This window comes from Marinobacterium rhizophilum (assembly GCF_024397915.1).
Lineage (GTDB): Bacteria > Pseudomonadota > Gammaproteobacteria > Pseudomonadales > Balneatricaceae > Marinobacterium_A > Marinobacterium_A rhizophilum_A.
The window spans coordinates 2,760,794-2,779,189 of record NZ_CP073347.1; the positions used below are offsets into that span (position 1 = coordinate 2,760,794).

The following is an 18,396-nucleotide window of genomic DNA, read 5'->3' on the forward strand; positions in this document are numbered from 1 at the left end:
CTCCTTTCAGCCGTAGTAGGTTGCGCCGCGCTCGGCCATCTGTTGCATCCGCGTAGTGGGCTGGTACAAAGGCCCAAGGTCGGCATACTTGGCAGCCATGGCACAGAAATTCGCCAGGCCCATCTGATCCAGGTAGTAGAGCGCACCGCCACGGAACGGCGGGAAACCAATGCCGTAAATCAGTCCCATGTCAGCATCGGCGGCCGAGGCCACGATGTTGTCTTCGAGGCAGCGCACGGTCTCGATACACAGTGGGATCATCATGCGCTCGATAATTTCCTCATCGGAAAACTCCCGCGCCGCGCCCACAACACCGCTCAGTGCCGCGGTCACCGTCTCATCGGGAGCCTTCTTCAGCTTGCCGCGCCTATCCGGCGCATAGGCATAAAAGCCCCTGGCATTTTTCTGGCCAAAGCGCTCCAGGCTGTACAGGCGATCGATGGCATTTTCGCCTTCATGGGTCATGCGATCCGGGAAGCCCGCCGCCATCACCGCATCGGCGTGGTGTGCGGTATCTATGCCGACCACATCCAGCAGATAGGCCGGGCCCATCGGCCAGCCGAAGCCTTCCATCACCTTGTCGATGCGGCGGAAGTCGCCACCATCGCGCAACAGCAGGCTGAAACCGCCAAAATAGGGGAACAGCACCCGGTTCACCAGAAAGCCCGGGCAATCGTTGACCACGATGGGCGTCTTGCCCAGGGTCTGGGCGTAGGCCACGGTACGGGCCACGGCGGCATCCGAGGTTTTCTCGCCGCGAATCACCTCGACCAGCGGCATCTTGTGCACCGGGTTGAAGAAGTGCATGCCGCAGAAATTTTCGGGTTTCTTCAGCGCCGTCGCCAGCTCGGTGATGGAGATGGTCGAGGTATTGGAGGCCAGAATGGCGCCGTCCTTGAGGTGCTGCTCGGTTTCCGCCAGCACGGCCTGCTTTACCTTGACGTTTTCCACCACCGCCTCGACCACCAGGTCGACATTGGCGATGTCGCCAAAGCTCAGGGTGGGACGAATCATGGTCAGGGTTTTGGCGACGCCGGCGGCATCCAGCCGGCCGCGCTTGAGCTGGCCGCCCAGCAGCTTCGTGGCCTCATCCAGGCCCAGCTGCAGGGCTTTTTCGTTGATGTCCTTCATCAGGATCGGCACCCCGCGGGATGCCGACTGGTAGGCCACACCGCCGCCCATGATGCCGGCGCCCAGTACCGCCGCCTGCTGCACCGGCGCCGCGCCTGCGGCATGCTTGCGGCCGGTCTTCTTGACCTGCTGATCCTTCATGAACAGACCGATCAGCGCCCTGCAGACCTCGGTCTTCGCCAGCTTGGCAAAGCCCCTGGCTTCCACCGCCTGGGCGGCATCACGCGTGAGACCGGCGTGTTTCTGCATGGTTTTCAGCGCCGCCATGGGCGCCGGGTAATGGGGGCCGGCCTGGGCGCCAATCACGCCCTTGGCGGACTCAAACGCCATCATCTGTTCAACCTGGTTGAGCCTGATGGCACTCTGTTTTTCGAGCCTGCGTGCCCGGTAGTCAAACTTGCCGGCAATGCAGTTACGCAGCAGGTCGAGCCCCGCATCGCGCAGTTGCGCGGGGTCGACTACCGCATCCACTGCACCCGCCTTGAGCGCTGCAACTGCCTTGTGCTCGGCACCGCCACAAACCCACTCGTTGGCATTGTCGACACCCAGCAGGCGCGACAGCCGCACGGTGCCGCCCCAGCCCGGATAGATGCCCAGCTTCACTTCCGGCAGGCCAACCTTGGCCACCGTGCTCGCCACCCGGTAATCAGTGGCCAGGCAAAGTTCGAAGCCGCCACCCAGGGCCACGCCGTTGATGGCGGTCACCGTGGGGTACGGCAAATCCTCGATGCTATTGAATACCTGATTCATCTCCAGCAGGCCGGCGACAATCTCGTCTTCGCTGCGCTCGAACATCTGCGTGAATTCGGTGATATCGGCACCCACGATAAAGACGTCCTTGGCGCTGCTGAACAGTACACCCTGCACGCCGTCGCTGCCCTGCAACGCCGCCACGGCGTCGCGCAACTCGGCCAGGGTGGCCTGGTTGAACTTGTTGACCGAATCGCCCGCGAGATCAAAAACAACCTCGTAAAGACCGTCGCCTGCGTCCCGTACGCTGACCGCCTGTCCTGCATACTGCATTCTTGTTCTCCCCGCCGGAATCTGTCCGGAGTCTATAGTCGGTCCCGCCTGAAAGCCGGGCCCAGGGTTGCAAGCTTCAAGCGTCTTGCTACTGTTGACCATAGTAGTCTGGACAGCGTTCGCAACAATGACAAAATCAGCCCGCATCACTGACAATTTATTTCACTTTAATTTTTGTTTATATTTTTCAGCTAGTTAAAGAATCAATAAACCAAATAAACAATAACACCATGGGACAAACTGCAACCTGAGCGGTGCCCTGCGAGGCCTGAGTACAAGCGCAGACACGACAGGGCCGGCAACAATGCCGGCCCTGAAGCATAGTGGCTGTGCAGCCGCGCATTTAACCGCGCTGCATAAATGCCAGGAGCACGCTCTGGGCTTCGGCCGATTGCAGCCGCTCACGGAAGGCATCGATCTCTTCCACCAGCACCTGCTGCAGCAAATCCTGCTGGTGCGCCCGCAGCATCTGCTTGCTCTTGCGCAGCGCCTGCTGCGGCAGCGCCGCCAGGACACAGGCCCTGTCCCGCGCCCGCGCCAGCACCTGCTCTGCGCCAACCACCTCGTTGATCAGGCCGATACTGCAGCCACAGTCGGCATCAAAGGTCTCTCCCAGCACCAGCAGCTCAAACGCCTTGCGATGGCCGGCCAGCTGCGGCAGCAACAGGCTGCTGCCACCCTCCGGCACCAGGCCCAGGCGCGCGAACGGCAGCTGCAGCCGCGTGTTGTCGGCGCCATATACCAGATCACAGTGCAACAGCAGCGTGGTGCCAATGCCCACCGCATGGCCATGCACCGCCGCCAGCAGCGGTTTCTCGAGCCCGGCCAGGGTCTGCAACAGGCGCAGCGGCACCCGGGCCGCTTCGGCGCTGGAGCCGCCGCTGACGAAATCGGCAATATCGTTGCCTGAGCAAAAGCTGTCGCCGGCGCCATTGAGCAATACCACCTTGACCGCATCATCGCGATCGGCCTGTTGCAGCAACTCGGTCAGGCTCAGGTACATCTCCCGATTCAGGGCATTTTTTTTCTGCGGCCGATTCAGGGTCAGTTCCAGCACGCCATCGACGCACTGGCGGATTATCAGTTCAGACATTTCATATCCTCCATCCAGACATTACAGACGGTACAGCGGGCTCAATCCAGGTAAGTCGTGCTGTCGGCCAGGAAGCGCTGGCCGGCCTCGACATACTCACATTTTAGACGCGCAACCAGTTCGGCCACCGTTGGCACGTCATCTATCGAGCCCACGCCCTGCCCTGCCGACCAGACCGTTTTCCAGGCCTTGGCTTCGTCGCTCAGGTCCACCGACTTGCCGGCATCGTGCTCCGAATCCAGCAGTCCCGCGGACTCCAGGCTCTGGCGCATGAAGCTGGCCGGAATGCCGGACACCTTGGGCGTATAGACGATATCGGCGGCACGGCTGCCGATGATCATGTCCTTGTAGTCGTCCGGCGCCATGCTCTCGCGGGTGTTGATAAACCGCGTGCCCATGTAACCCAGGTCCGCCCCCAGCATGCGGGCGGCGGCCAGATCCTGGCCGCTGGACAGGCTGCCGGACAGGATCACCACGCCATCGAAGAACTGGCGAATCTCGTTGACCAGCGCAAAGGGGCTCAGGGTACCCGCATGACCGCCAGCGCCACCGCAGACCGCGATCAGGCCATCCACGCCAGCGGCGGCCGCCTTCCTGGCGTGGCGCAGGTTGGTGACATCATGGAACACCAGGCCGCCATAACTGTGCACCGCATCAACTACCTCCTTGACCGCGCCCAGCGAGGTAATCACCAGCGGCACCCGGTGCTTTACACAGAGCATCAGGTCCGCCTTGAGACGCGGATTGGTGGGGTGCACGATCAGGTTGACGCCAAAGGGTGCTGCCGCCACAGCCGTGGTCTGCACCTGATCCTGCAGCGCGGCATTGATTTCCTCCAGCCACTGTTCGAAACCCTCGCTGCTGCGCTGGTTCAGCGCCGGGAAGGTACCGATCACGCCGGCCTTGCAGGTTTCGATCACCAGTTGCGGCCCAGACACCAGGAACATCGGCGCGGCAATCAGCGGCAGGCGAAGCCGCCCGCGAAAGGATTCGGGTAAACTCATGCTGTTCTCCAGTCTTTATAGTAACCCTTGGGCGAATGGATGAAGCGAGGACGCTTCATCATGGGCCCCAGGGCAATGCGCGCCCCACACAAACCGGCACGTCCACGCACCTGTGCCTGTTGTTGTGGGGTGGCGGGCAAACAGGCAGGGGCGCTGTGTTTGCCCGCCAGTTCGAAAGGTTCGAAAGTTGAGTCGCCCGCCCCACCGGGCCGGACGTCCGGTGGAAATCAGGAAGACGGAGGCTCAGGGGTATAGAATTCCGGCAACACCCGCTTCACCACCTCGGAATTCTGCGCCCAGGTGTGGCAGGTATTGAGAATCGCACCACGGCGCTCCTTTTTTGCATCCGTGTTCGTGGCCGGCCATAGCGTCTGTATCGCCGTGGTCGCCAGCGGTTGCAGCAGCTCGTTCAGATGGGTACATCCCTTGACGCCACCCACCAGTTCGCGGGTCTGGCGCAGCCAGCCAGGACCGATGCGGGTGCCCTCGATACGCTTGAAGACACCGACGATACCGGCACACATGCGCGCAGGCGCCGCATCAATGGCGCACTCCACCTGGTGGATCAGGAAGTCCTGATCGATGGTCAGGCGCATGCTGATATCATGAAAGGTTTCGCCGGCAGCCACATAGCCACCGCGTTCTTCATTGTCGACATCGCAGGTCTTGATATCCGTCATGCGACCCTCGATATCCCAGAGGCCATCGTCGCGCAGGAACCCCACGCAATTGACGACTCGATGGTGCTGCTGGGTACGACGCGCGGGTTTGGGTAAGGGCATAGACGCTTGCTCCGATCCTTGATTCAGGCCACTTCGGCGCCCTGATCCGCATCTTTGAGCTTGCGGCGCAGGACCTTGCCGATATTTGATTTGGGCAGATCATGGGTAAAGATGATCTCCCGCGGAATTTTGTAGGCGGTCAGGCGCTCCTTGCACCAGGCCTGGATGTCCGTGTCCGCCAGGGTCTCATTGCGGCTCACCACAAACAGACGCACGGCTTCTCCGGTATGTTCATTGGCGACCCCCACAGCGGCGCACTCCACCACGTCCGGGTGAGACGTCACCACATCTTCGATTTCATTGGGATAAACATTGAAGCCCGAGACGATAATCAGGTCCTTGGCACGATCAACAATGCGCAGATAGCCGTCGGCCTCCTGCACCGCCACATCGCCGGTGCGAAAATAACCGTCGTCGGTAAATGCCGCGGCGGTTTCTTTCTCGCGCTGCCAGTACCCCACCATCACCTGGGGTCCACGCACACAGAGCTCCCCGGCATCCCCCGGCGCCACGTCGGTACCCTCTGGCGTGACTATGCGCACCTCGGTTTGCGGCAATGGCTTGCCGATGGTGCCCACCCGCACACCATGGGGCGGGTTGATCGCCACCGCCGGCGAGGTTTCGGTCAAGCCGTAGCCTTCCATGATTTCGCAGCCGGTCACCCCCTGCCACTGGTCGGCGGCATCATGGGTCAGGGCCATGCCACCGGAGATGGTGATCTTGAGCGGGCTGAAATCCAGCTGGCGAAAGTCCTCCCGGTTGCACAGCGCCACAAACAGCGTATTGAGGCCGATAAAACAGCTGACGTCCCAGCGCTTGAGTTCGCTGACAAAGGCATCCATATCCCGCGGGTTGGGGATCAGCACCGTATGGCCACCGGTTTCCATCACGATCAGCGAAATGGTAAAGGCGTAAATATGATAGAGCGGCAGGGGTGCCACCGTGGTCTGGCTCCAGTGCCCCTCCACCTGGCTGATCAGCTTGCAACCCTGCAGCATGTTGGACACCAGGTTGCCATGGCTGAGCACCGCCCCCTTGGCCAGCCCCGTGGTACCGCCGGTATATTGCAGTACCGCAGGGTCGCCGGTTGCACAGTCGACGGCGCTGGGCTTGAGACCCAGTCCCGCCTCCAGCGCATCGCGCAGGCAGACAGCGCCTGGCAGCGAATAAGGCGGTTCCAGTTTCTTGATGTACTTGATCGCGGCATTGAGCAGGGTGCGCTTCACGAAGCCGTGCAGATCACCGATCTGGGTGACGAACACCTGGCTTATATCGGTATTGCCGATAATTTTCTCGGCCTTGTGCGCCATGCTCTTGTGGATCACCAGCGCCCTGGCGCCGGAGTCCCGAAACTGGTGTTCCATCTCCCGCGGGGTGTAAAGCGGGTTGGTATTGACCACCACCAGCCCGGCCCGCAGGGCGCCAAAGAGCACCACCGGGTACTGAATCAGGTTGGGCAGCTGCACGGCGATGCGATCACCGGGCTTGAGGTCGGTGTTGCGCTGCAGGTAAACCGCAAAAGCATCCGCCAGGCGATCCAGCTCGGCGTAGCTCAGTGTACGACCAAAACTGGTAAAGGCCGGACGATCCGGGTATTCGCGACAGCTATGCGCCACGACGTCCAGCACCGTGCGGTGATGCTGTGGATTGAGCTGTTGCGGAATTGAATGCCCTCTAGCCTGAGCCATGCCATTGTCCCTTAAATGTTATTGTTATCTTTCGGGCACCTCGAAAAACCTACTGCGCGACTCATATGCTGCGTTGCGCGGTGCTCGGAATCCTCATGTATACCCCATACACTGCGGTTCCTGCGCGCCGTGCGCCTTGCCTCTAAGCCTGCTCGTTACGGTTTTTCGAGGTGCCCTTTCGTTGTACTGTCCCGAGTGTAGGCCATACACCGGCAGACCAGACAGCCTGCGCGGCAGATAACGCCGGTCAGCCCGGCGGAAACAGGGTCGCCAGCTGGGTCGCGACCATGATGTCGCCGTCGGCGCGAACCCGTCCCCCCATAAAGGCGCTCATGCCATCCAGCTCACCGCTCATGATCTCGCCAAGGGTCTGGCTGTCCAGGGACAGTATGACGGTCGGCGCATCGCTTTCGCCCTCGGATACGGTACAACGCCCGTCGGCAACGGTCACGAACCAGGGACCGCCATCATCCAGCCGGTACTGGAATACCGCCTCCACGCCCGCTGCCGCCGTGGCATCGAATTGCTGCTCCATTGTGGAAAAAAGTGCGTTTATGTCGGTCATGCTAAGGGTCTCCGGATCTGGGTTCGGCCTGCGGCAACGCCTGGCTCGCAGTTTCAGTAGCCGGGACACCAGAGCGCGCCCGGGCTTGTATTTTAGTAGCCACATCAGAAAGCAAAGTGCTCGGTATCCATTGACATCAGATTGTCGGCCCCCGACAGCATGGTGATGCTGAGGCTGCGGGTGCGTGGCAACAGGCGTTCAAAGTAAAAACGTGCGCATTGCAGCTTGGCTTCGTAGAAGGCGGTCTCGGTCGTGCCCCTGGCCAGCCCGGCCTGTGCCACCTGGGCCATGCGCGCCCAGAAGTAACCCAGCACAACGTAGCCCGAGTACATCAGATAATCTACCGCCGCGGCGCCCACCTCTTCGCGGTCCTGCATGGCTTTCATGCCGATCTTCATGGTGAGCTCGCCCCATTCACGGTTCAGCTCCACCAGTGGCGCCACAAAGGGCTGCATGGCAGCGTCGCCATCCTGCGCCTGGCAGAATTTGTGCAGTATTTTGGTGAAGCCCTTGAGGGCTTCACCCTGGGTCATCAGCACCTTGCGGCCCAGCAGATCCAGCGCCTGGATCTGGGTCGTCCCCTCGTACAGCATGGAAATGCGGCTGTCGCGCACGTTTTGCTCCATGCCCCACTCGGCGATATAGCCGTGGCCGCCATACACCTGCATGGCATGGTTGGCAGATTCGTAGCCGGCTTCGGTCAGAAACGCCTTGGCAATGGGCGTCAGGAAGGCCAGCTGCGCATCGGCGGCGGAACGATCTTCCCCGGTGGCGCCCTGCTTGACGCGATCGACCAGCTGGGCGCAGTAATAGATCAGCGCGCGGCCGCCTTCGGCAAAGGCCTTCTGCGTCAGCAGCATGTTGCGCACCGCCGGATGCACAATAATCGGATCGGCGGCGCCCTGCGGATTCTTGTGGCCCGACAGCGCCCGCATCTGCAGGCGGTCGCGGGCATAGCTCAGCGAGTTCTGGAACCCCCACTCGGCATGGGCCAGGCCCTGCAAGGCCGTGCCCAGACGCGCCGTGTTCATGAAGGTGAACATGCAGTTCAGGCCCTTGTTGGCAGGGCCGATCAGGTAGCCGGTGGCACCATCGAAGTTCATCACGCAGGTGGCGTTGCCGTGAATGCCCATCTTGTGTTCCAGCGAACCGCACTCCAAGGCGTTGCGCTCACCGATGCCGCCCGCTGCATCCGGCAGGAACTTGGGCACGATAAACAGCGAAATGCCCTTGGTGCCCTGTGGCGCGTCCGGCAGACGCGCCAGCACGATATGGACGATATTCTCGGCCATGTCGTGCTCACCGGCGGATATAAAAATCTTGGTGCCGCTGATGCGGTAGCTGCCATCGGCGGCCGGCTCAGCCCTGGTGCGCAGAAGCCCGAGATCCGTGCCGCAGTGGGATTCGGTCAGGCACATGGTGCCGGTCCATTCGCCACTCACCAGCCTGGTCAGGTACTGCTGTTTCTGCTCGTCGGTACCGTGGGCTTCCAGGGTGTTCATGGCGCCGTGGCTGAGACCGGGATACATGCTCCAGGCCCAGTTGGCGGTACCGACCATTTCATTGATCACGATGCCGATGGATTCCGGTAACCCCTGACCGCCCCATTGCGGATCATGGGCCAGTGACGACCAGCCACCTTCGATAAACTGGCTATAGGCCTGCTTGAAGCCCTCCGGCGTGATGACCTCGCCCGCCTCCAGCCGGCAGCCCTGGCGATCGCCGACGCTGTTCAGGGGGGCCAGTACACGCTCGGAAAACTTGGCGCCTTCCTCGATGATGGCCTCGATCATGTCCGGCGTCGCATCATCGGCACCGTTCAGCGCCCGGTAGTGCGCATCCGCATCCAGCAATTCGTTCAGCACAAAGTGCATCTCGCGTCGCGGGGCTTTGTACTCTGGCATGATTCTGTCCTCAACTGGGTCATCGCAGGCATCCGGCTGGCGGCTACCTGACGCTCTCGTTATTCTGTAGTCCAAAGGATCACCGAATTCGCCGCACCGACCAATAACAAATGCCCTCAGTTTTTGTGACAAAAATTACCAAACCGCCAAAAAGCCAGTACCAACCGCCCTCACAGGCCTCTAAAACAAATAACATTTACGGTCAGAACGACAATAAAAAGCCCGTACACAGGGCACGGGCGCAGCGTTTTACCACGGCATCGACAGGCTTTGGGAACAACCCTCAGTGGTGGTGATCCAGCACCTCGGTACCGGCGCGCATGACCAGCACATCGGTTTCGGTGCGATCCAGAATATCCTCGGCCGTATTGCCAAACAGGGTGCCACTGACGCCAGCCCGGGCACTGGTACTGATCACCAGCAGCGCAGCGTTCAGATCATTGCTGACCTGGCTGATCCAGAACTCGGCCGGCCCTTCGCCGATATGGTGCTGTTGCGGGCTCAGCTGCAGCCGCTGGCACAGTGCCTGGACCGACGCCTCTGCCCGGGCACTGATCAGGCTGGCCACCTGATCCTCGGCCGAAGCACCCAGCATGGGCGGTTCGGTGGCCACCACCGTATGCAACTGCGCCTGGGCCAGGCTGCAGATCAGCTGAGCGGTCCGCAATACCGACGTATCCAGCGCACGCTGTACCGCGCCATCGTGCAACGGATTGATTGCCGCCAGTACCCGGCCACCAACCCAGGACTCCAGGCGTTTGACCAGCAGGACCGGCGCCGGCACTTCGCGCAGCAGGCGCCAGTCCAGTGGCGTCGTCAGGCCTGGCCTGCCGTGACCAGGATCACAGCCCTTTACCACCAGCGAGTAGGACTCGCGCACCCATTCCCTGCGCAGGGTCTCGAACAACGATGTTGTTGGGTCCAGCAAATGAGTCGTCCGATCACCGTGCTGCTGTGCCAGGGTATCCTCCACGCCTTGCCAGAGTGGCCGCGCGCCAAACCAGAGCACATCCAGTGGCTGGTCGGTCTCCTCGGCGACAAGGCAGGCACGCTGGAGCGCCTCCTGGCAGTGCGATCCGCCATCCAGCAGGACCAGAATTCTGTTTGGCGCCAATGACATGGGCCCTTCCTCCGTCAATAGGCGCCACAGGCGCCAGGGCAACCGCTCAGGACAGCAGGTCGCTGGTTTCCTTTTGCGCCACCGTCGAGCCGGTATGGCGATAGAGCACACAGGTCAGCGCCGGCAGCAGTATCAGCGCACCCAGCATGTTCCACAGGAACATGAAGGTTAGCAGTATTCCCATATCAGCCTGGAACTTGATGGGTGAAAGCACCCAGAGCACCACACCAATCGCCAGGGTCAGACCGGTAAAGGCAACCGATTTGCCGGTGGTGCGCAGCGTCGCCAGGTAGGCATCCGGCAGGCTATGCCCCTGCAGCAGGTAGCTGTTCAGCTTGGTATAGATATAGATACCGTAATCCACGCCTATGCCCACCCCCAGGGCGATCACCGGCAGTGTCGCCACCTTGACGCCGATACCGAGCCTGGCCATCAGCGCCTGGCACAGCAGGGATGTCAGCGCCAGCGGCAGAATGATGCACAGCACCGTACGCACCGAGCGGAAGGTCAGCAGACAGAGCAGGCTTACAACGCCATAAACCCACAGCAGCATCTTGTACTGCGCCGTGCTGATCACCTCGTTGGTAGCCGCCTCGATACCAGAGTTGCCCGCGGCCAGGCGAAACTGGATCTGGTCGCTGTCGTGCTCGGCGGCAAAGGCTTTCACGCTGTCCGTGACGCGGGTCAGGGTTTCGGCCTTGTGGTCATCCAGGAACATGATCAGCGGCAACAGCGAGCAGTCCCCGTTCATCAGACCGCCGGGCACGTAAGCCAGGGAGGCATTGATCACAAACTGGTTGCGGCTCACGGAGCGCCACTTCAGGCTGCCTTCGTTCAGCCCCGCCGTCACCCGCTCGGAGACATCCGCCAGCGACAGGCTGGACTGCACCCCGGGCACATTTGTGAGGTATTGCTGGAATCGATCGACCAGCTCAAGCGTTTTGAAACTGGCGCACTGCTCCGCCGCGGTGGTCACCATCACCACAAAGACATCGCTGGAAGTCGAGTAGTGGTCGGTCACAAAGGCATTGTCCAGGTTGTAACGCGAGTCCTTGCGCAGCTCCGGCGCGCCGGAGTCCAGGTCGCCGATTTTCAGCGAGGAACTGGCCTGCAGCCCCGCGACCGCCAGTATGCCGGCGATCAGCAGCGCCACGGCGGCTCCCCGGGGCCTGGCAAAGACCGTCAGAATGGCCCAGCGCGAGTGCACCGCCTCCCCGCTGCGCTGCGCCCGCTGTATGGCCCGCGCGCCCACACCACACCAGGACATCAACAGGGGCAACAGCAGCAGGTTGGTCAGGATAATCACGGCGACCCCGACAGATGCAGCAACCGCCAGATCCTGGATCACCTGGATCTGAATCACCAGCAGGGTCACAAAGCCCAGGCCATCGGACAGCAGCGCCGTCAGGCCCGGTATATAGAGTGCGCGAAAGGCCCGGCGCGCCGCCAGCAGGCTGTCGGCGCCCTGCGCTGCTTCCTGGGCCACGGTATTCACGATCTGCACACCGTGGCTCACGGCAATGGCAAACACCAGAAAAGGCACCAGCATCGAGTACGGGTCCAGCCCGTAGCCGAGCAAACGCAGCAGGCCAAGCTGCCAGATGACCGCCACCAGGGAGCAGGCCAGGGGTATCAGGGTGCCGGAGACACTGCCGGAATACAGGTACAGCAGCACCAGGGTGACCGCGAAGGCCACGGCAAAAAACAGCGCCACGTCCCTCGCACCGTCGATCAGATCCCCCACCACCTTGGCAAAGCCGGTGATATGAATGCGAATGCCTTCGGATTCGTAGGGCTGACGCACCAGGGTTTCCAGCAGATGGGACAGTTGCTGGTAGTCCAGTGCCGCACCGGTTTCAGGATCACGGTCGAACAACGGCACCTGCACAATGGCCGAACCGAAATCGTTGGCCACCAGGCGACCGACCTGGCCCGAGCGCAAAATGTTGGTGCGCAGCTGTTCCAGTGATCGCGCCGAGCCGTCATAGTCATCGGGAATCACCGGCCCGCCGACAAAGCCCTCTTCGGTGACCTCGGTCCAGCGCACATTGGGCGTCCAGATCGAGGCCAGCGCCGAGCGATCCACACCGGGCAGGAAGAACAGCTCGTCGGTCACCCGGCGCAGCTTGTCCTGGTAGCCTGGCGTGAAAATATCGCCGTCGGTCGCCGCCACCACGACGCGCAGGCTGTTCCCCAGCCCCGCCAGGTCATCGCGGTAGTTCAGGTAATTCTCGACATAGGGATGCTCGGTGGGAATCATCTTGACAAAGCTGGCGTCGGGCCTGATCTGGCTCGCCTGCCAGCCCAGCGCCAGGGTCACGGCCAGGAACAGCCCCAGCAGTGTACGGCGGCGGTGAAACAGCACACGCTCAATCAGCTGCTCGCTGCCTTTAACCAGGCTCAGTATCGACAGGGACATCCGTTTCATTGTGCTGTCTCCGCAGGCAGTTCCTTGCGCTGAATACCACCCTCACCCACCAGTACCAGTTGCCTGCCGGCCACCAGGGCTGCACTCAGACTCTGGCGCGAGCGCTGCTCTGACAGCGGCGCGAAACCCGACTGATCCCCCGCCTGCAACAGCCCACCCTGCCCCAGCAGCAGGAGCTTTTCGCCCAGCGCCAGCGCGCTGTTGAGAGTGGCGGAACTGTCCAGCTCCAGTGCCTGCCAGTCCTCGCCGTTCGGGCTGTGGAACAGGTTGCCGCGCAAGCCCATCAGCCAGAGGCCGTCCTGTTCAACGATGGCAAAGAGAGAACCCTCATAGGGCGACTCCAGCGCCTCCCACACCTGGCCGCTGTCGCGGGAACGCAGCAGCAGGCCGGCTTCACCGGCGATGTAGAGATCACCTGAACGGGTTGCCAGCAGGCTGTTAAGGTGAAAACGATCCGGGTTGGGCAGGCGGTGTCCCAGGGTTTGCCACTGCTCGCCGCCATCATCGGTTCGCAACAACTGGCCGTAGGCTCCCAGTACAAAACCATGCAGGGGGTCAGCGAACCAGACATCCAGCAGTGGCATGCTGGGGCCATCCTCCAGCGCGAACAGGGCATCATCCAGCGCGAATTCGAGGTCTTCCAGCGCGACCGGGTCCGTATCCGTACGCAGGCTCAAGGCATCCAGCTCGTCTTCCAGCTGCTGCGCTCGCAGCGCATTGATGCGATTGCCATCCAGTTGCAGACGCCAGCTGGCGCCGCCGTCCGCGCTGTGCAGCACGGTACCATCGTGACCGACCGCCCAACCGTGCCGTGCATCCACGAACTCAACGGCGGTCAGCAGCACGCTCACGGGCACAGCCGCCTGGCGCCAGCTGTCGCCGCCATCATCGGAAAGCAGTACCAACCCCTGCTCGCCCACCGCCACCAGGCGCTCGCCGGCGCGGGCGATATCCAGCAGCAAAGACTGCGTTGCCCGCTGGGTCACCTGGGCCGGCACCTGCAAGCGGTCGAAAGGGGTCGCAGCAGACGCCGCAGATGTGAAAAGACTGCAACCGAGCAGCAGGCAAAGCAGCCGCATCGGACCCTGAACATTGAATCCCATAATGTACCCTTGTGGCCCCGCCCCCTGCCTGATTGACCGGCTGAGGGCGCGCCTCGCTTTATCGTTATTATGCAGGGAGGCTGAACCGCGAGGTTCGGCCCAAATAACAAATCAACGTGCCAGACCGCCGCCCGGTCAGCCGTTGCATTCATGGCCCTGTTGTCCGAAGCATCAGTGATTGCCTGTCCGGGCTCAATGACAAAGGGCACCACATATCCTGACATTATCGATCATGCGCACGATTATGGCGGTCTACAATTGATTTTATGCTGCAGACAAAGTAAACGTAGGCGGCGAGCGATAACAAGAAAGACCTGACAGGCGTCAGGCGCACAATAATCGAAGGGGAATCTCTGCAATGAAACACTTTTCCAAGACCCTGCTTAGCGTGGGCACCGCACTGGCCATTCTGGGTTCAGCCGCTGCAGTTCAGGCTGAGACTCTCAAGATCGCACTGGCCGGCCCGGCGACAGGCCCGGTAGCCCAGTACGGTGACATGCAGAAAATCGGCGTCATGGCGGCGATTGAAGACATCAATAAGTCCGGCGGCGTGAACGGTATGCAACTCGAAGGCGTGATCTACGACGACGCCTGCGACCCAAAACAGGCCGTGGCCGTGGCCAACAAGATCGTCAATGACGGCATTACCCACGTGGTCGGTCACCTGTGCTCCAGCTCCACCGAGCCTGCGGCTGATGTCTACGAGGAAGAAGGGGTGCTGATGATTACCGCCGCGTCCACTTCGCCGTCCATCACCGATAAAGGTCACCAGCTGATCTTCCGCACCATCGGTCTGGACAGCCTGCAGGGCAGCATGGCCGCAGAATACATTGCAAATACCGTCAAGCCCAAAACCCTGGCCATCATTCACGACAAGCAGCAGTACGGTGAAGGCCTGGCACAGACGGTCAAGGACGGTCTGGAAGCCAAGGGCATTGAGCCTGTGATGTTTGAAGGCGTAACACCGGGCGACAAGGACTTCTCGGCGCTGATTGCCAAGCTGAAAAAGGAGAACGTCGACTTCGTTTACTACGGCGGCTATCACCCGGAACTGGGGCTGATCTTGCGCCAATCTTCCGAGAAAAATTTCAGCGCCCAGTTCATGGGACCTGAGGGTATCGTCAACGCGGACCTGGCGAAAATCGCCGGCGATGCCACCGAAGGCGTACTGGCGACGGCACCGAAAAGCTTCGACCAGAACCCCGAAAACAAAACCCGCGTCGAAGCCATTGAAGCCAAGGGCGAAGATGCTTCAGGCCCGTTCGTCTTTACCGCCTACGCCGCCGTTCAGGTCATGGGCGATGCCATCAAGGCCGTGGGCGACAGCGACCCTGAAAAAATGGCCGAATACATTCGCAGCAACAGCTTCGATACCTCCATCGGCAAGGTTTCCTACGATGAAAAAGGCGACCTGACCGAGTCCACCTTCCTGGTGTACAGCCTCCACAAGGATGGCTCGAAGACACCTGCGGCCCAGTAAATAATTACAATAATCAGGCAGCCCGGGCCCGCGCCCGCTGCTGCCCCGAGGCCCAGCCCCGCGATCCGGGGCCGGGCGCCGGTCGATCCGTTGACCTGTGCCCCGGGCGTCGTTTGACCTGGTTTTTCTTATGTCTGAAGCATCACTCTATTTCCTGCAACAGCTCATAAACGGGCTGACGATCGGGTCCACCTATGCCCTGATCGCCATCGGCTACACAATGGTCTATGGCATCATCGGCATGATCAATTTCGCCCACGGCGAGATTTACATGATCGGCTCCTATATTTCCTTCATCGTCATCGCCGGCCTGCTCGGCATGGGGATGGTGGCGCTTCCGGTTATTCTGATCATCGCCCTGGTGATCGCGGTCTTTATAGCCAGCACCTACGGCTGGGCCGTCGAGCGCGTGGCCTATCGCCCGCTGCGCGGTTCCAACCGGCTTATCCCGCTGATTTCCGCCATCGGCATGTCGATTTTTCTGCAGAACTACGTGGTTCTGGCCCAGGGTTCGCGCGATGTTGCCCTGGCACCGCAGATCAGCGGCAGCTGGACCTTCGGTGATCCGCAGCTGTTCGAAGTGTCCCTGTCCTACATGCAGCTGCTGATCTGGGTTGTCACCGTCGTCTGCATGACCGCACTGACCCTGTTCATCTCCCGTTCGCGCATGGGGCGCGCCTGCCGTGCCTGCTCGGAAGACCAGGGCATGACCAATCTGCTGGGCATCGATACCAATCGCACCATCGCCCTGACCTTTATCATAGGCGCCGCGCTCGCCGCCGTGGCCGGCCTGCTGCTGGGCCTGTACTACGGTGTGGTAAACCCCTTTGTCGGCTTTATCGCCGGACTCAAGGCCTTCACCGCTGCTGTGCTCGGCGGCATCGGCTCCATTCCCGGCGCCATGCTGGGCGGCCTGATTCTGGGTGTTACCGAAGCCCTGACCTCGGCCTATTTCCCGTCTGAATACAAGGACGTCGTGTCGTTCGGCCTGCTGATACTGATTCTGCTGTTCCGCCCCAGCGGCCTGCTGGGTAAACCGGAAGTGGAGAAAGTATGATGCGCCAGAATTTCTACACCGCCTTTTTCGCCGCCGGCATTACCCTGATACTCACCTGCCTGATGGTGGGCGTAAAGCTCACTTCCGAGGGCACCGAGCTGCGGGTGGTCGGCGCCACTGCAGCCCAGTGGACCTGGATATTCGGTGGCATCGCCATCGTCTTTCTGTCGCAGCTCTTTCGTGACCAGATCAGCACCGCCACGGCCGGTATTCCCCGGCCGAACATGGATAAGATCCTGCCGGCCGAGTCCGTGCGCGCACGCGTCAAGCCCTGGCTGATCGCCGCGGTCATTGTCGGCCTGGTCATCTGGCCCTTCATGGTGTCCCGCGGCGCCGTGGACCTGGCAACCCTGACACTGATTTACATCATGCTGGGCCTGGGGCTGAATATCGTGGTGGGGCTGGCAGGCTTGCTGGACCTGGGCTACGTGGCCTTTTACGCCATTGGTGCCTATACCTATGCGCTGCTGTCGAACTATTTCGGCTTGTCGTTCTGGGTCTGCCTGCCGATTGCCGCCATTCTGGCGGCGACATTCGGCTTTCTGCTTGGCTTTCCGGTGCTGCGCCTGCGCGGTGACTACCTGGCCATCGTGACCCTGGGGTTCGGCGAAATCATCCGCATCCTGCTGAACAACTGGACCTCCATCACCGGCGGCCCCAATGGCATTTCCGGCATCGAAAAGCCCACCCTGTTCGGACTGGAGTTCAACCGCCGCGCCAGTGACGGCGCGACAACCTTCCATGATTTCATGGGCATCGACTACTCCAGCAGCTACAAGGTGATCTTCCTCTACCTGATCGCCGTGGTGCTGGTGCTGGCCGTGCTCTACGTCATCAACCGGCTGATGCGCATGCCAGTCGGCCGCGCCTGGGAAGCGCTGCGCGAGGATGAAATCGCCTGCCGCTCGCTGGGCCTGAACCGCACCGTGATCAAGCTCTCGGCCTTCACCATAGGCGCGTCCACCGCCGGTTTTGCCGGCTGCTTCTTTGCCGCGCGCCAGGGCTTTATCAGCCCCGAATCCTTCATCTTCATCGAGTCGGCGATCATTCTTGCGATCGTGGTGCTCGGCGGCATGGGCTCACAGCTTGGCGTCATACTGGCGGCCATCGTGATGACCATCCTGCCCGAGCTTGCCCGCGAATTTCAGGAATACCGCATGCTGCTGTTCGGACTGCTGATGGTGCTCATGATGCGCTGGCGTCCCCAGGGTCTGTTGCCGAGCAAGCGTCCGCACATGGAGTTGAAGTGATGAGTCAGTTATTGCTGGACGTGAACGCCCTGACCATGCGCTTTGGCGGCCTGGTAGCGGTCAATAGCGTCAACCTGAAGATAAAGAACCGCCAGATCGTCTCGATTATCGGCCCCAACGGCGCCGGCAAGACCACCGTGTTCAATTGCCTGTCGGGGTTCTATATCCCCTCCGATGGCAGCGTACTGTTCAAGGGCGAGCAGATCGCCGGGCTCAAGGATTTCCGCATTTCCCGCAAGGGGCTGGTGCGCACCTTCCAGCATGTGCGGCTGTTCTCCAACATGACGGTCATCGAAAACATGCTGGTGGCGCAGCACCGACACCTCAATACCAACCTGCTCTCCGGCCTGCTCAAGACGGCGTCCTACCGACGGCTCGAGCAGGAGTCCATGGACCGGGCCGTCTACTGGCTGGAGCAGGTCGACATGCTGCCCTTTGCCAACCGCGAAGCCGGCAACCTGTCCTACGGCCAGCAGCGGCGGCTGGAAATCGCGCGCTGCATGGTGACACAGCCCGAACTGCTGCTGCTCGACGAACCGGCCGCCGGTCTCAACCCCAACGAGACCAAGCAACTGGATGAGTTGATCGTGCGCCTGCGCGACGAGCATGAAATCTCGGTGTTGCTGATCGAGCATGACATGAGCCTGGTGATGGGAATCTCCGATCACATCTACGTTATCGCCCAGGGTACCCCCCTGGCCGATGGCACGCCGGATGAGATCAAGAACAATCCCGACGTCATCAAGGCGTACCTCGGAGAGGAATGAC

General features: G+C 61.3%; 14 protein-coding genes. 4 read left to right on the forward strand and 10 right to left on the reverse strand.

Going from position 1 to position 18,396, the window contains the following annotated elements:
* Positions 1-6 precede the first annotated feature (6 nt).
* From fadB to KDW95_RS12445, 10 genes are all read right to left on the reverse strand, one after another.
* Positions 7-2,154, reverse strand: a complete 2,148-nt coding sequence (fadB, locus tag KDW95_RS12400; protein ID WP_255852117.1) for a fatty acid oxidation complex subunit alpha FadB — start codon at positions 2,152-2,154, stop codon at positions 7-9.
* A 343-nt stretch (positions 2,155-2,497) separates the two neighbouring features.
* Entirely contained in the window at positions 2,498-3,247 is a 750-nt protein-coding gene (locus KDW95_RS12405) for an enoyl-CoA hydratase-related protein (RefSeq protein WP_255852118.1), read from the reverse strand.
* Between the two features lie 41 nt (positions 3,248-3,288).
* Positions 3,289-4,251, reverse strand: a complete 963-nt coding sequence (locus KDW95_RS12410; RefSeq protein ID WP_255852119.1) for an NAD(P)H-dependent flavin oxidoreductase — start codon at positions 4,249-4,251, stop codon at positions 3,289-3,291.
* A 227-nt stretch (positions 4,252-4,478) separates the two neighbouring features.
* Positions 4,479-5,033, reverse strand: a complete 555-nt coding sequence (locus tag KDW95_RS12415) for a DUF2889 domain-containing protein (protein WP_255852120.1) — start codon at positions 5,031-5,033, stop codon at positions 4,479-4,481.
* A gap of 23 nt (positions 5,034-5,056) precedes the next feature.
* Positions 5,057-6,721, reverse strand: coding sequence for an AMP-binding protein (locus KDW95_RS12420; RefSeq protein WP_255852121.1), 1,665 nt, complete (start codon positions 6,719-6,721; stop codon positions 5,057-5,059).
* A gap of 247 nt (positions 6,722-6,968) precedes the next feature.
* On the reverse strand, positions 6,969-7,286 hold the full coding sequence (locus tag KDW95_RS12425) for an SCP2 sterol-binding domain-containing protein (RefSeq protein ID WP_255852122.1): 318 nt from the start codon (positions 7,284-7,286) through the stop codon (positions 6,969-6,971).
* 104 nt (positions 7,287-7,390) lie between these two features.
* Positions 7,391-9,190 carry an acyl-CoA dehydrogenase C-terminal domain-containing protein gene (locus KDW95_RS12430; RefSeq protein ID WP_255852123.1) on the reverse strand — a complete coding sequence of 600 codons (1,800 nt, stop codon included), beginning with the start codon at positions 9,188-9,190 and terminating at the stop codon, positions 7,391-7,393.
* 283 nt (positions 9,191-9,473) lie between these two features.
* Positions 9,474-10,310 (reverse strand): universal stress protein, encoded by an 837-nt coding sequence (locus tag KDW95_RS12435; RefSeq protein WP_255852124.1) that lies wholly within the window; start codon positions 10,308-10,310, stop codon positions 9,474-9,476.
* Between the two features lie 46 nt (positions 10,311-10,356).
* Positions 10,357-12,738: an efflux RND transporter permease subunit gene (locus tag KDW95_RS12440; RefSeq protein WP_255852125.1), complete on the reverse strand. Its 2,382-nt coding sequence runs from the start codon at positions 12,736-12,738 to the stop codon at positions 10,357-10,359.
* Positions 12,735-13,841 carry a WD40/YVTN/BNR-like repeat-containing protein gene (locus KDW95_RS12445; RefSeq protein ID WP_255852126.1) on the reverse strand — a complete coding sequence of 369 codons (1,107 nt, stop codon included), beginning with the start codon at positions 13,839-13,841 and terminating at the stop codon, positions 12,735-12,737. The genes KDW95_RS12440 and KDW95_RS12445 overlap by 4 nt, the downstream gene beginning before the upstream one ends.
* 358 nt (positions 13,842-14,199) lie before the next feature.
* Between KDW95_RS12445 and KDW95_RS12450 the strand changes: the two genes are divergently transcribed.
* The 4 genes from KDW95_RS12450 (at position 14,200) to livG (ending at position 18,395) form a co-directional block, all read left to right on the forward strand.
* A complete protein-coding gene (locus tag KDW95_RS12450; RefSeq protein WP_255852127.1) occupies positions 14,200-15,321 on the forward strand; it encodes a high-affinity branched-chain amino acid ABC transporter substrate-binding protein in 1,122 nt (373 codons plus the stop codon).
* A 130-nt stretch (positions 15,322-15,451) separates the two neighbouring features.
* The gene (gene livH / locus KDW95_RS12455; RefSeq protein WP_255852128.1) at positions 15,452-16,378 is read left to right on the forward strand and encodes a high-affinity branched-chain amino acid ABC transporter permease LivH; all 927 of its coding nucleotides are present in this window, start codon (positions 15,452-15,454) and stop codon (positions 16,376-16,378) included.
* Entirely contained in the window at positions 16,378-17,628 is a 1,251-nt protein-coding gene (locus KDW95_RS12460) for a high-affinity branched-chain amino acid ABC transporter permease LivM (RefSeq protein ID WP_255856511.1), read from the forward strand. The genes livH and KDW95_RS12460 overlap by 1 nt, the downstream gene beginning before the upstream one ends.
* Complete coding sequence (gene livG, locus KDW95_RS12465; protein WP_255852129.1) at positions 17,628-18,395, forward strand: high-affinity branched-chain amino acid ABC transporter ATP-binding protein LivG; 768 nt, start codon at positions 17,628-17,630, stop codon at positions 18,393-18,395. The genes KDW95_RS12460 and livG overlap by 1 nt, the downstream gene beginning before the upstream one ends.
* The last annotated feature ends 1 nt before the right edge of the window (position 18,396 follow it).